Source organism: Paenibacillus sp. URB8-2 (genome assembly GCF_013393385.1).
GTDB lineage: Bacteria > Bacillota > Bacilli > Paenibacillales > Paenibacillaceae > Paenibacillus_AQ.
The window spans coordinates 2,161,699-2,174,857 of record NZ_AP023239.1; the positions used below are offsets into that span (position 1 = coordinate 2,161,699).

The following is a 13,159-nucleotide window of genomic DNA, read 5'->3' on the forward strand; positions in this document are numbered from 1 at the left end:
TACGATAGGCTTGTCAAAAACTACGAGTACGGGGGAACATATGGCACAACGATTGCTTGTCATCGAAGACGAACCGACACTAGCCCGGCTGCTGTCGTACAATCTGGCGCAGGAAGGCTACGAGGTGGCGCATGAGGATCATGGAACGGCGGGATATGACCGGGCGGTCAAGGAGCAGTTTGACCTGATTGTGTTGGATCTCATGCTGCCGGGAATGAACGGAATAGACATATTGGACAAACTGCGCGGCCAGGGTATACGGACGCCCATCATCGTCCTGACGGCCAAGAACACAGAAGAAGATGTGGTCCGCGGTCTGAAATCTGGAGCCGATGATTACATGACGAAGCCTTTCGGTGTATCCGAACTGCTCGCCAGAGTCAGCGCCGTGCTCCGGCGGGTCTCCGGTGCAACGGAAGAAGCCCCGGTTAGCACGGGGACGGCAGGTTCCACCATTATTTTGGGGCAGCTTGAAATTTACCCTGAACGATACGAGGTTACCTTGGGGGGCCAGAGTATCAATCTGCGTCCCAAAGAATTCGAAGTGCTGCTATATTTGGCCCGCAAGCCTGGCGTCGTGCTGACAAGAGACGATTTGATGAACGCCGTGTGGGGATTCGATTACATCGGCGGACAGCGTACGGTCGATGTGCATGTCAGTTCGCTGCGCAAGAAGCTGGAACTGGACCCCGAATCGGTCCATATCGACTCCATCCGTGGTGTCGGCTACAAGTTGGTCGTCAACAAACAGAGAACTCCGGTCGCTTAACCAGGACCCGGGGTTCTTTTTTTTTGCCTTAACTATAGTTCCGGCGACCTACATTCACATTTCCTTCACGGCAAGCAAATATTCTCATGACAATCGGTTGATACGCTATGAGCATTAAGGTAATGCGGGAGGAATGTGCGTGCAGTTACTCATTTCGGTTGAGGAGAACTTGGACAGGATCGGCGGTTCGGAAGCAGATGGAGAAACCGGTCAGGCGGCAAAAGACAACATTTTGCTAAGACAAAAGGAAATCGGGCAAAATGATCAAGTGTCGCGGAAAAAAAGAGAGGTGGCACAGACGGAAACCGTGTCATTCAGCGAAAAGGATGTACCGTCAGGCCAATCCTCGGTCATATCGCTTACGGATTACTGCCTCTCCGTTCCGGAAATTGAACAGCAACTCGGCTGCTTTGAGGCGCTTGCGGTATTTCGCGATAACCCGACTGCTCCATGTCTTGTCGTCAAGGACGGGGAGGGAAGTCCTGCCGGCCTTCTGATGCGTGACGCTTTTCACCGCCAATTATCGGGCAGGTTCGCGGCCGAATTGTTTTATGCTCATCCGGCATCCCGTTTTGCGGATAAGGAAGCTCTTATGGTGGACTGCAAAGCCTCGCCTTCTGAACTGATCGGACGGGCTTTGCGGCGAACGGAAGAGCGATTCTACGATTGCGTTATCGTAACGGAGGATGGAAGACTCAAAGGGGTTCTGACCGTAAGGGATCTAATGGTGCTTTCCGGCCGTCTTCAGGATCGGGCGGAGCAGGAGCGCCGGCTTGCCGTGGAAGGAAGCTGTGTTCATGTTGGCGAAATGGAATCGGTGCTGCAGGAAGCGGCATCCGCTGCCGAAACGGCCCGCGCAGAATGCAGCCGGATGGAGCAGTGGATCACTGCTGGCTCAGGAAAACTGGAACATGTACATAACTCGTATCTGCGGGTGGAAGATCGGATGGCTGAGCAGCGGAGCCAGGTTGAGGAGCTGCTCCAAAATGTATCAGGGATCGCTTCCCTTACGGAAGAGATCGGCGGGATTGCCGGGACCAGCGAGCTGCTTGCGCTGAACGCCTCCATTGAAGCCGCGCATGCCGGTGTACACGGACAGGGGTTTCAAGTCGTCGCGGGCGAGGTCCGCTCGCTGGCCCATCATACCCGTCGCCTGACGGCAAGCATTTCTTCGCTGCTTGGAAGAATCGGCGATTTGGCCGCCCGCACGGCGGAGCTGACCGGAGCCGCTACCGGCGATATTAGCGGCAGTGCGGAGGAAGTAGCGGCTGCTAAGAAACTCTTCTCAAGCCTTCAATCCGCGGTTTCCACCGTGGAGCAGGCAGATGAGACAGCCTGCCGGTTGGCGAAGCAGAGTGTGGACCGGGCCTTGGAGGTCAAGAGCAGACTGAAAGCGATGAGTGATTTTACAGAGCGTTAACATTTCTCTGGACCGGCATTTACAATCAGAGCTTATGATTGTACCGAAGAGTGATGAGAAGGAGACAAACACATATAATGAAGTCCACCGTTGACATAGAAAAGAAGACCATCATTGACATAGAAAAGCTGGATCTCTACTACGAATCCTTTCATGCGCTCAAAAGCATGGATTTGCAGATCCCGGAGAAGGCGGTTACCGCGTTCATCGGGCCATCCGGCTGTGGGAAATCAACGCTGCTGCGCACCTTGAACCGTATGAACGATATGATTCCCGGAACCCGGATCGAAGGCAAGGTCCTGATTGGCGGCACGGATATCTACGGAGGCGGCATCGAGGTGGAAAGCCTGCGCAAGCGGGTAGGAATGGTTTTTCAGCAGCCGAATCCTTTTCCAAAATCAATTTACGATAATGTAGCTTACGGCCCCCGTCTGCACGGCAGCCCTCCAAAAGCGGAACTCGATGAACTGGTGGAGCAAAGTCTGCGGCAGTCGGCTTTGTGGGACGAAGTCAAGGACTTCCTCAAGAAATCCGCGCTGAGCCTGTCCGGCGGACAGCAGCAGCGGCTCTGCATTGCCAGAGCGCTTGCCGTACAACCCGACATCCTGCTGATGGATGAAGCGACTTCCGCGCTTGACCCTGTTTCAACGCAGAAGATCGAAGAGCTTGTCCAAGAACTGCGGGACCGGTATACGATCGTCATGGTGACGCACAATATGCACCAGGCGGCGAGAGTATCGAACTTGACGGTGTTCTTCCTGAACGGCGTAATTGTCGAGTCGGAGGACACGGAACAGTTATTCTCGAATCCGAAAGATTCGCGCACCGAAGATTATATTTCCGGCAGATTCGGCTAACAGGCTGCTTCCCTCAAGGGATACGGTTGTTAGTCTATGCGGAGGACCTATAGATTCGAGGAGGAACCCATTACTTATGATTCGAAGACTGGAATTTGACAAAAACCTTGAAGAACTGCGCAGCTTGCTGCGTGAAATGGGCGAGCATGTAATCGGCGCGCTGGAAGGCGCCGTGCTTTCTCTGCAGCAGCACGATACGACCCGGGCGCAGGAAATCGTAGCGGCTGACGTCCACCTCAATGCAATGGAAGAAAAGATTATGGACATCGGCTCGCGTCTCATCATTACACAGCAGCCGGTAGCCAAGGATTTGCGCAGAATAATCGTCGCATTCAAAATATCGAGCGATCTTGAGCGGATGGGAGATCTGGCGCTGGACGTGGCGAAGGTGACTCTGCGAATTCAGGGTCAGGAGCTGATCAAGCCGCTGGTGGACATTCCGCGGATGGCGGAAATCGTAAAGCTCATGACAACAGAAGCGATTACCGCCTATCTGGACGAGAACACGGATCTGGCGCATAAAATGGCGCTGGATGACGATCAGGTCGATCATTTGTATAGCGCTATGATCAACGAGCTGTACTCCTACATGATTAAGAAGCCTGACGCGGTCTCTCAGGCGATGCTGTTGACGCTTGTGGGCCGGTACATTGAGCGGATCGCCGACCATGCGACCAATATTGGTGAAAGCGTAGTCTATCTGGTGACGGGCAAGCGTCCTGATTTGAACCGGTAGGAAGCGGAATGTAAGCAGCCCAGGAAGGCACTGAACTATATCTTACAAGAAAGCGCACTACTGCCGTCAGACGGCGGGGGCGCTTTCTTCTTTTTAAAATATCAGAAAGTATAAGCTTCGCGCTTATGCCTTAACCTGATATTTCTACGAGAAACGTACTTGCGTCTTATAAAGGCGCCGTCAGGCGTTTCTTCTTGTATCTCTTTGAAGCGGATGCTGCACTTTGTGGGACTATTGCCATGTGGTAAGATGTAAAGGATAAGCAATTGAAGACGAGGTGCATAATGGACAAGCTGATTCTTATAGATGGAAATAATGTCATTTACCGCGCATTCTTCGCCATGCCTCCGCTGACCAATACGGCGGGGCAGCAGACGAACGCCGTATACGGCTTCACTACGATGCTGCTGCGTCTCATCGAGGAGCACAAGCCGAGTCATCTGATCGTCGCGTTCGACGCGGGGAAGATTACCTTCAGGCATGAGGGATACCAGGAGTACAAAGGCGGACGGCAGAAGACCCCGCCCGAGCTTTCGGAGCAGTTCCCTCTGCTGAAAGACCTGCTGCGGGATCTCGGCGTGCCGCAGTTTGAGATCGAGAACTATGAAGCGGACGACATCATTGGCAGCATCTCCCGTCAGGCGGACGAGGCGGGGCGTCAGGTGATGATCGTATCGGGGGACAAGGACATGCTGCAGCTGGCGTCCGAGCATACGACCATTGCGCTGATCCGCAAGGGCGTCACCGATATCGAGTTGTACGGACCGGAGCAAATTCGTGAAAAATACGATTTGACGCCGCAGCAGATTATTGACCTCAAGGGACTGATGGGCGATGCGAGTGACAACATTCCCGGCGTACCGGGTGTCGGCGAGAAGACCGCGCTCAAGCTGCTGCACCAGTTCGGATCGGTGGAAAGCGTGATTGCGGGAACGGGCGAGCTGAAGGGCAAAATGAAGGAAAAGCTGGAGGCGCATGCCAACGACGCCGTCATGAGCAAGAAGCTGGCAACCATTTACCGCGAGGTTCCGCTGACTCATTCGTGGGAGGACATGGCTTTTCACGGCCTGAAGAGCGACACGGCCGGCCCTGCGCTGGCGAAGCTGGAGTTCAAGTCGCTGCTGGAGCGGCTGTCCTTAAGCGGAAGCGCTCCTGTGAGCGAAGAGTCCTCCTCTGAAGCGGTGGACCTTGACATCGTCATTGCAGGCGAAGCGGACCTTGAAGAGGTTGCAGCCGCGCTTCCTGAGGTTAAAGCGCTGCATGTCGAGACGAACGGCGAGAACCCGCACCGCACCGAGGTGATCGGCCTTGCTCTCTCCACGCCGGCGCGGCATTATTTCGTGCCCTTTGAGCTGCTGAAGAGCGGCGGCGCGGAGGGCTTGCGCGGCTGGCTGGCCGACGAGCATGCTCCGAAGAACGGCTACGACCTGCACCGCGCCGATTTGGCGCTGCACTGGCAGGGCATCTCATTCGCCGGAGCAGCGCATGATGTGCAGCTGGCCGCTTACCTGCTCGACCCGACCGAGGCCAACCAGAACCTCAGCGACCTTGTCGCCAAATACGGCCTGCCGCGCCTTGCACCGGACGAAGAGGTATTTGGCAAGGGGGCCAAATACAAAGTGCCGGAGTTGGATATTCTGGGTGCGCATGTCGCTGCCAAGAGCGCAGCCGTGCTTGATCTGGTGCCGAAGCAGGAGCGGGATTTGAGCGATACAGCGATGTCTGGGCTGTTTCATGATCTGGAAATGCCGCTTTCGCGCATTTTGGCCGATATGGAGAAGCAGGGCATCTGCGTAAATACGGATGGCCTCAGGGAACTGGGCCGGGAATTCGAAAGCACGATCTCAGGTCTGGTAGAACAGATCTACGAAATCGCGGGCACGGAGTTCAATCTGAACTCCACGAAGCAGCTAGGGGAGATTTTGTTCGATAAGCTGGGCCTGCCAGTCATCAAGAAGACAAAGACCGGCTATTCCACCGATGCCGAGGTGCTGGAGAAGCTGGAACCTTACCATGAAATTGTGCAAAATATTTTGCAGTACCGCACGCTCGCAAAGCTGCAGTCCACCTACGTGGAAGGGCTTCTGAAGGAAATTGCCCCGTCTACGGGCAAAGTGCACACCTTCTACCGTCAGACGATCGCGGCGACCGGACGGCTGAGCAGCCAGTTCCCGAATCTGCAGAATATTCCGATCCGGCTGGAGGAGGGCCGCAAAATCCGCAAAGTATTCGTGCCCTCCGAGCCGGGCTGGTCGATCCTGGCAGCCGACTACTCGCAGATCGAGCTGCGGGTGCTCGCGCATATTTCGAACGACACGAGGCTGAAGGAAGCCTTTTTGCATGATATGGATATTCATACCAAGACAGCCATGGACGTATTCGGCGTGCCTGCCGAAGCGGTCGACGGCAACATGCGGCGCTCCGCCAAAGCGGTTAATTTCGGTATTGTATACGGCATCAGCGATTACGGCCTTTCCCAGAACCTGAATATTACGCGGAAGGAAGCCGGAAGGTTCATCGAGCAGTATTTCGAGGTGTTCCAGGGCGTACGCCGCTATATGGATGAAATTGTCCGGGAAGCGCGCAAAGCGGGTTATGTCACCACGCTGCTTGAACGCCGCCGTTATCTGCCGGAGATCAATGCGAGCAACTTCAATCTGCGTTCCTTCGCGGAACGGACAGCGATGAATACGCCGATTCAGGGAACCGCGGCCGACATTATCAAGTTGGCGATGATCCATATGGACCGGGCCCTGTTCGAACGGAAGCTGAAGAGCCGCATGCTGCTTCAGGTGCATGACGAATTGGTATTCGAGGTGCCGGAGGATGAGCTGGAGACGATGAAAAAGCTCGTGCCCGAAGTCATGGAAGGCGCGCTGAAGCTGTCTGTTCCGCTCAAGGCTGAGGTAAGTTACGGAAGCAACTGGTATGAAGCGAAATAAAGGTCCCGCGTGCCTTGCTTATCCGGTATAATGGAGTAGAGGTGAAGACATCATGCCGGAATTACCGGAAGTAGAGACCGTCAAGAGAACACTGAACACCTTGGTACAAGGGAAAAAGATACAAAAAGTCACCGTTCGTCTGCCGCGCATTATCCGGCGTCCGGACGATATTCGAATATTTGAAACCATGCTGGAAGGCCATACGATTGAGCGTGTGGAGCGCCGCGGCAAATTTTTGCGCTTCCTGCTCGACGGTCTGGTGCTTGTCTCCCATCTGCGGATGGAAGGACGGTACGGATTGCATGCGGCAGGAGAGCCTTTAGATAAGCATACGCATGTTATTTTTCATTTTGACGATGGGAGCGAACTGCGCTACACGGATGTAAGGCAGTTTGGCACTATGGATCTTTTTCTGCCCGGAGAAGATCTCAATCTACCCCCGCTGAACAAGCTGGGACTGGAACCGCTGAGCAAGGGATTTACGCCCGAAGCGTTTAAGGATCTGGTTGCCGGGAAAAATACAAAAATCAAGCCTTTGCTCCTCAATCAGGCATATGTGGTCGGCATCGGCAATATTTATGTGGATGAGTCCCTGCATCAAGCTGGCATTCATCCGGAGAGAAACGCCAAATCACTCACCGGAGATGAGCTGGACCGTCTTCATCAGGCGATTGTCGCCACGCTATCGGAAGCGGTGAATGCCGGAGGTTCCTCCGTCAAATCGTACGTGAACGGCCAGGGTGAGAGCGGTTCGTATCAGCACCGGCTGCGGATATACGGCCGCAAAGACGAGACCTGCTACACCTGCGGTACGAAGGTGGAGAAGAGCGTAGTGGGGGGACGCGGCACGCATTTTTGCCCAAGCTGCCAGCCGTCTCTTTTAAACTAAAGCCAGCTTTTTTATCGCAGATTTGATTTGCGCCGTTTTTCTTCAAGTTTCACAATTTTTCATGAAGGTTGACACCCTGAGCCCATCCCGCCCATATACTGGGTGAAGAATGCTACATTGCGAACGACGGTTTCCATTGGTTACGGAAGCGTGGGTTCTTCAACGGGAGGGATTGTGGGTGATCAGCCCCATTTTTTCATTGCTGCTGCTGGCTTTTGCCCTGAGTCTGGACGGTTTCGGTGTTGGTATTACATACGGATTGCGCAAACTGAAAATACCCCTGCTTTCCGTTCTCATTATCTCAATCTGTTCCGGTGTTGTGATGTGTGTCTCGATGCAGGTTGGCGCGCTGCTGGCCAAAGTCGTTTCGCCTCATATCGCTTCCCTGTTCGGGGCGGTCATCATACTTCTGATGGGCTGCTGGTCATTGGTACAGTTGGTGATGCAGAAGGATGAAGAGACGCCGTTCGAGGAGGCCGGTTCGGGACCTGGCGCAGAAGAGAGTGAAAGATACCCGGCATTGACGGATGAACAACCGGAAGCGGAGCCGGAGAAATCGGCGGTATTTTCCCTTGAGTTTCGCAGGCTGGGGATTGTCGTTCAAATTTTGCGAACTCCGTCTTCGGCTGATATGGATAAATCGGGCAGTATCTCATCAATAGAAGCGTTCTTGTTGGGCATTGCTCTTTCCCTTGACGCTTTCGGAGCGGGCCTTGGGGCCGCGCTCCTTGGATTTAATCCGCTCTGGACGTCGCTTGTGATCGCCCTGTTCAGCGGCAGTATCCTGGTTCTTGGACTCAACACAGGACTGCGATATGCCGGAAGCGTCTGGATGAAGCGCGCCTCGGTGCTGCCTGCTCTGCTCTTGATTGCCATAGGAATATTGAAGCTGTTATGAGGTGAAAACATGATTATGGGCTTGACCGGAGGAATTGCCTCCGGAAAAAGCACCGTGTCCGCCATTCTCGCTGAGAAAGGGGCAAAGGTCGTTGACGCCGACGCCATTGCACGGGAGGTCATGCTCCCCGGACACGAGGTGCTGGCCGCCGTTGCGAAGCATTTTGGCGAGGGGATACTGCTCCCCGACGAGACGCTCAACCGCTCCAAGCTGGGAGACATTGTATTCCGCGATCCTGAGGCCTTGAAGGCTCTGAATGAACTGACCCATCCGGCAATCCGCCGGATCACCCGGGAACGGATGCAGGCACTGGAGAAGGAAGCGCCCGAACGCCTGGTTATAGCTGATATCCCCCTGCTCTTCGAATCGGGGCAGGAGGATATGTTTGAGCGAATTTTGGTCGTCTATGCGCCGCGTGAAATACAGCTTGAGCGTCTGATGAAACGAAACGGAATGACACGGGAGCAAGCAGAAGCCCGGCTTGACTCCCAAATGGATATTGAGCTGAAGCGCACCAAAGCCGATTATATCATCAATAACAGCGGGGATGTGGCCGACACCGAGCGGCAGATCGCCGTTTTGTGGGACAGGCTGGGTCTGCCATGCTGAAATGGCTTCGTAAAAAAAGAGTTCTGCTGCTGCTATTTCTCGGCTTCACCGCCATTCTGTTCCTTAGCACCAACTGGATGTCCTGGTTCTATCCGATTTATTATAAGGAAGAAATCCGCAAGCACAGCTCCACGTATACGGTTGACCCTTATCTTATTGCGGCAATCATTCGGGTGGAGACGAACTACAAGACCGGACGCGAGTCGAGAAAGGGAGCAATAGGACTCATGCAGCTGATGCCGGATACGGCCAAATGGGCTCTGGAACAGGCCAAGCTCCCTGACGTCTCGATGAAACGGCTCAAGAATGAGCCTTCCGCTAATATCGAGCTGGGGGCCTGGTACCTGCATACCTTGTCTGGGGAGTTTGACGGGAACCGTACGGCGGTCATTGCGGCCTATAATGCCGGACCCGGCAAGGTGCAGCGCTGGCTTAAGGAAGGCTCATGGAACGGAAGCGAAGACGATATCAAAAATATTCCGTTTGGTGAAACCCGCCACTATGTACAGCGTGTCATTTATTATTACAATCAGTACACGGAGATCTACGGGGACGTTTTTTAGCGGCTGCCGTGCACGAGAAAAGAAGTGCCGACAGGCCGCTTCGGACCGTTCAGCACTTCTTCGGCAAGCTTAATGTGGGCAGATTATTGGAATTGACCTGCCAGTTGTTGTTCAGCCAGAGTTACAAGACGTTTCGTGATGTAACCTCCGATCGAACCGTTTTCGTAAGAAGTTTTATTGCCTTGATATCCATCAGGAGAAAGAGTGATACCAAGTTCTTGGGCAACTTCATATTTCAGTTGCTCCAATGCAGCATTGGCTCTTGGTACGATAAGGTTATTGGAGCTGGAGCTACCATTGCTTGATTGGGCCATTTCTGTTCACCTCCTATCGGTTGGTAACTGTATTATGTGCCGGACTTGCCACATTCATTACTCATAATTAAAGGTGTTTTCTGGAAAAATAATAACCAAAACCTTTGCAAAGGAAGTGATCAGATCATGAAATGCCCATACTGCGATCATACCAACACCAAAGTGCTCGATTCACGTCCAGCCAATGAAAATAAATCGATCCGCCGCAGGCGCGAGTGCGAGCGGTGCAGCCGGCGCTTCACCACATTTGAGATGGTGGAGGAGACTCCGCTGATCGTCATTAAAAAGGACGGCAGCCGCGAAGAGTTCAGCCGCGACAAAATACTGCGCGGCCTGATCCGCGCCTGCGAAAAACGCCCGGTATCCGTCGAACGGCTTGAAGTGATCGTCTCCGAGGTCGAGAAATCGCTGCGCGGCATTGCTGTAGCCGAGGTAGATAGCCAGCAGATCGGCGAACTTGTAATGGAGCAGCTCTATCCGGTGGATGAGGTCGCCTACGTCCGCTTCGCGTCCGTGTACCGCCAGTTCAAAGACATCAATATGTTTATGAAGGAACTGAAGGCGCTCCTGTCCAAAAATCCTTCGGAGACGGACGGACTGTAAGCCCAGGCTCTACAGTTTGTCCGCTCCGTATTCTCCTTACTCCACAGGATTACAATCCGGTACTTTCCGACTGAATGTTATTTTAAAATAACTGTTGACACACGTCCGATAATTTTATATGATATAGAAGTCGGCTGCGAGACATGATTAAGCGGAAGACACTAAGAAGCCGATTCATACATATCGGAATTCGATACATGGGGCCTTAGCTCAGCTGGGAGAGCGCATCGCTGGCAGCGATGAGGTCAGGGGTTCGATCCCCCTAGGCTCCACCATATATTTTATACATGGACTCTTAGCTCAGTTGGTAGAGCAGTAGACTCTTAATCTATTTGTCCAGGGTTCGAGCCCCTGAGAGTCCATACAGAAAGAACGGCAGAGATGCCGTTCTTTTGCTGTTTTTAATTGCTCAACCTTTAAAGGATATCGTGTATAATAAAGTGTAAAATAAGAATGACCTTATAGGATTGAGGATTGCCTATGTGAAGCAGCTTTTCTTCATGGTATAATTAATAATTATAAATATAACTGCGGGTGGGGTGGAGAACATGATTGCGACTGAGTTCAAAAAATATCTTACCGGTATGGACGAATACATTAAAAAGTTGCGTGAAGAACCTAAGGAGAAGTCGTTGAAATTTCTAATGGAGGCAGGTATCGTGGATAAGGAAGGTAAACTGATGCCACAGTATAAGGAGCAATAATGTATTCTAACTTGCCGAATTTTATTTTAGGGTTTCATGGATGTGATAATACCGTAGCAGAGAGAATACTACTGCATAACGACCAGATGCGGCCGAGCGACAACGACTACGATTGGCTAGGTCCAGGGATTTATTTTTGGGAGAACAACCCACAACGGGCATTAGCGTATGCCCAAATGTTAAAGGATAAGCCACATCGAGTAAAAAATCCTATTCATGAACCGGCTTCAATTGGGGCCATTTTGGATTTAGGACATTGTTTGAATTTATTAGAGCAAAACTCTTTAGATGTGCTAAAACGGGGATATGAAATTTTACAATTAAAAATGAATAATTTAGGGACAACTTTACCTGTAAACAAATTTGGACAAGGAAATGAGAGTGAAGACTTACTTCTGCGCTTTCTTGACTGTGCGGTCATTCAGGCTGTTCACGAGTACAATAAGGAAAATAATCAAAGACCTTACGATACAGTCAGAGGTGTCTTTTTCGAAGGGAAAGATCTTTACCCCGGAGCTGGTTTTAGAGAAAGAAACCATATTCAAGTCTGTGTGATTAATCCTAATTGTATTAAAGGCTATTTTAAACCTATGAATCCTTCAAATGGATATGAAATACCATAGTTGTTCCTGCAAAGCCACTTCCTTCTGGATGGCTTTTTATTTAGGCTTTAGCCAGTTGAGTGCGTGAAACGCGCGAAACAAAAAACCACCCGCTATGCGGGTGGAGGGATCAAGGGTTTGACCAACAAGAGGGAGTAGAAATTTTAGAAGGTCATATGATGCCAGATGACGTACACATGCTGGTAGCCATTCCGCCAAAGATATCAGTGTCATCATTCATGGGATATCTAAAAGGGGAAAGTTCGCTAATGATCTTTGAGAAGCATGCCCAATTAAAGTATAAATATGGGAATTGAAAATTTTGGGCAGAAGGATATTATGTGAGTACAGTGGGTTTGAATGAAGCAACCGTAATTACACTGCCTGAACAGATTTGTGGTCAGGCTAGCGTCTTTAGGCGCAGTTTGGCAACAGGGGGTTATACCCCAAGAGCAAACCACCCGCCCAACGGGTGGTTTTGATTTTGGTTTCATTCGTGGTATGTTGTGGGTAGAAATGACGTACAATGCTCCGGGAGCCGTGCGCTAACACAGCTCTCGGAGCATTAGCCGCTTTTAAGGGCGGCGGCTTTGGGGGGGGTCCACCAGTATAGCTTATTATGGTAAGACGGAAAAATGTTCCCCGAGTATTAAATAGTGCATATACTGAAAAAAGTGATCAGCTCTAGGACTATTTCCAGGGCTCTTTTTGATTCGAGTGGATGAGAGTAAGAAGGGGAAGACTAAGATTGTTAGTAGTGGAAGAACGATTCATTCCCCTATCCGCTTGGAAGGGGTAATGCTGGAAGAGTTTAATACCTACTTGGATCAACTGGAGACGGTAGATTTGAAGAGCAAGTCGAACAAATAATAAGCTGAAACTCAGGTGAGGAGGAAAAGGTTTACGGAAACAGCAGAAGTTAGAGAATAAAGTGACTTCGGAAATTAAAGCTCTTAAGGCAGAGGTCGACTTGCGGAACAAGGACTTCGCTCCTAGAAAATAAAGCAGGTTGAAACTCAGGCGCTCCAGACTTATATCCCTGTTTGGCGAGAAGTATTCAAGAAAGCTTCTATAGCCAAGAAAAAAAGAGGCTGCAAACGATTACGACGAGTGATGTATTTAGGGTAATATGCAGACTACGAGGAGTAACGAACCCTCGGCTCAGGCCATGGAGGCAACCTGATTACTGGCAGCCGTATTGTTTCATTCTTGATATCTGCAGCAATGTTCAAGACATTAGGTTCCTCACAAGA

The 13,159-nt window shown here is 51.7% G+C and carries 13 protein-coding genes, 2 tRNA genes and 1 pseudogene; 15 read left to right on the top strand and 1 reads right to left on the bottom strand.

Translation table 11 applies throughout. The features are described from left to right. Positions 1-40: 40 nt before the first annotated feature. The 9 genes from PUR_RS09810 (at position 41) to PUR_RS09850 (ending at position 9,683) form a co-directional block, all read left to right on the top strand. Positions 41-769: a response regulator transcription factor gene (locus PUR_RS09810; RefSeq protein WP_179035084.1), complete on the top strand. Its 729-nt coding sequence runs from the start codon at positions 41-43 to the stop codon at positions 767-769. Between the two features lie 139 nt (positions 770-908). Next, positions 909-2,189: a methyl-accepting chemotaxis protein gene (locus PUR_RS09815; protein WP_179035085.1), complete on the top strand. Its 1,281-nt coding sequence runs from the start codon at positions 909-911 to the stop codon at positions 2,187-2,189. A 77-nt stretch (positions 2,190-2,266) separates the two neighbouring features. Next, positions 2,267-3,046 carry a phosphate ABC transporter ATP-binding protein PstB gene (pstB, locus tag PUR_RS09820; RefSeq protein ID WP_232101793.1) on the top strand — a complete coding sequence of 260 codons (780 nt, stop codon included), beginning with the start codon at positions 2,267-2,269 and terminating at the stop codon, positions 3,044-3,046. Between the two features lie 76 nt (positions 3,047-3,122). Next, positions 3,123-3,782: a phosphate signaling complex protein PhoU gene (phoU, locus tag PUR_RS09825; RefSeq protein WP_179035087.1), complete on the top strand. Its 660-nt coding sequence runs from the start codon at positions 3,123-3,125 to the stop codon at positions 3,780-3,782. Positions 3,783-4,066: 284 nt separating this feature from the next. Then, the gene (polA, locus tag PUR_RS09830; protein WP_179035088.1) at positions 4,067-6,724 is read left to right on the top strand and encodes a DNA polymerase I; all 2,658 of its coding nucleotides are present in this window, start codon (positions 4,067-4,069) and stop codon (positions 6,722-6,724) included. A gap of 52 nt (positions 6,725-6,776) precedes the next feature. Then, positions 6,777-7,613 (top strand): DNA-formamidopyrimidine glycosylase, encoded by an 837-nt coding sequence (gene mutM, locus PUR_RS09835; protein ID WP_179035089.1) that lies wholly within the window; start codon positions 6,777-6,779, stop codon positions 7,611-7,613. A 178-nt stretch (positions 7,614-7,791) separates the two neighbouring features. Then, positions 7,792-8,511, top strand: a complete 720-nt coding sequence (locus tag PUR_RS09840; protein WP_232101794.1) for a manganese efflux pump — start codon at positions 7,792-7,794, stop codon at positions 8,509-8,511. 9 nt (positions 8,512-8,520) lie between these two features. Beyond that, positions 8,521-9,120 (top strand): dephospho-CoA kinase, encoded by a 600-nt coding sequence (coaE, locus tag PUR_RS09845; RefSeq protein ID WP_179035091.1) that lies wholly within the window; start codon positions 8,521-8,523, stop codon positions 9,118-9,120. After that, complete coding sequence (locus tag PUR_RS09850; protein WP_179037838.1) at positions 9,117-9,683, top strand: lytic transglycosylase domain-containing protein; 567 nt, start codon at positions 9,117-9,119, stop codon at positions 9,681-9,683. Before coaE ends, PUR_RS09850 begins: the two co-directional genes overlap by 4 nt. Positions 9,684-9,766: 83 nt before the next feature. On the opposite strand, the gene PUR_RS09855 is transcribed toward PUR_RS09850, so the two are convergent. Then, positions 9,767-9,997, bottom strand: coding sequence for an alpha/beta-type small acid-soluble spore protein (locus PUR_RS09855; protein ID WP_179035092.1), 231 nt, complete (start codon positions 9,995-9,997; stop codon positions 9,767-9,769). Positions 9,998-10,123: 126 nt separating this feature from the next. Here PUR_RS09855 and nrdR point away from each other — a divergent pair, with 126 nt between their 5' ends. The 6 genes and pseudogenes from nrdR to tnpA form a co-directional block, all read left to right on the top strand. Continuing rightward, a complete protein-coding gene (gene nrdR / locus PUR_RS09860) occupies positions 10,124-10,600 on the top strand; it encodes a transcriptional regulator NrdR (RefSeq protein WP_179035093.1) in 477 nt (158 codons plus the stop codon). A gap of 199 nt (positions 10,601-10,799) precedes the next feature. Then, positions 10,800-10,875 (top strand) — tRNA-Ala (locus PUR_RS09865). 14 nt (positions 10,876-10,889) lie between these two features. After that, positions 10,890-10,962 (top strand) — tRNA-Lys (locus PUR_RS09870). Between the two features lie 186 nt (positions 10,963-11,148). After that, positions 11,149-11,304, top strand: coding sequence for a hypothetical protein (locus tag PUR_RS09875; protein ID WP_179035094.1), 156 nt, complete (start codon positions 11,149-11,151; stop codon positions 11,302-11,304). Next, entirely contained in the window at positions 11,304-11,927 is a 624-nt protein-coding gene (locus tag PUR_RS09880; protein WP_179035095.1) for a hypothetical protein, read from the top strand. The genes PUR_RS09875 and PUR_RS09880 overlap by 1 nt, the downstream gene beginning before the upstream one ends. Before the next feature lie 122 nt (positions 11,928-12,049). Then, a pseudogene (tnpA, locus tag PUR_RS09885) lies at positions 12,050-12,220 on the top strand (IS200/IS605 family transposase); the annotation flags it as partial. Positions 12,221-13,159: the final 939 nt, after the last annotated feature.

What these genes read in the sequence shown, in the direction of transcription:
- coaE (WP_179035091.1), top strand. Translation starts at nt 8,521, where the DNA reads ATGATTATGGGCTTGACCGGAGGAATTGCCTCCGGAAAAAGCACCGTG.
- PUR_RS09810 (WP_179035084.1), top strand. Translation starts at nt 41, where the DNA reads ATGGCACAACGATTGCTTGTCATCGAAGACGAACCGACACTAGCCCGG.
- nrdR (WP_179035093.1), top strand. Translation starts at nt 10,124, where the DNA reads ATGAAATGCCCATACTGCGATCATACCAACACCAAAGTGCTCGATTCA.
- polA (WP_179035088.1), top strand. Translation starts at nt 4,067, where the DNA reads ATGGACAAGCTGATTCTTATAGATGGAAATAATGTCATTTACCGCGCA.
- phoU (WP_179035087.1), top strand. Translation starts at nt 3,123, where the DNA reads ATGATTCGAAGACTGGAATTTGACAAAAACCTTGAAGAACTGCGCAGC.
- PUR_RS09875 (WP_179035094.1), top strand. Translation starts at nt 11,149, where the DNA reads ATGATTGCGACTGAGTTCAAAAAATATCTTACCGGTATGGACGAATAC.
- PUR_RS09855 (WP_179035092.1), bottom strand. Translation starts at nt 9,997, where the DNA reads ATGGCCCAATCAAGCAATGGTAGCTCCAGCTCCAATAACCTTATCGTA.
- mutM (WP_179035089.1), top strand. Translation starts at nt 6,777, where the DNA reads ATGCCGGAATTACCGGAAGTAGAGACCGTCAAGAGAACACTGAACACC.
- PUR_RS09880 (WP_179035095.1), top strand. Translation starts at nt 11,304, where the DNA reads ATGTATTCTAACTTGCCGAATTTTATTTTAGGGTTTCATGGATGTGAT.
- pstB (WP_232101793.1), top strand. Translation starts at nt 2,267, where the DNA reads ATGAAGTCCACCGTTGACATAGAAAAGAAGACCATCATTGACATAGAA.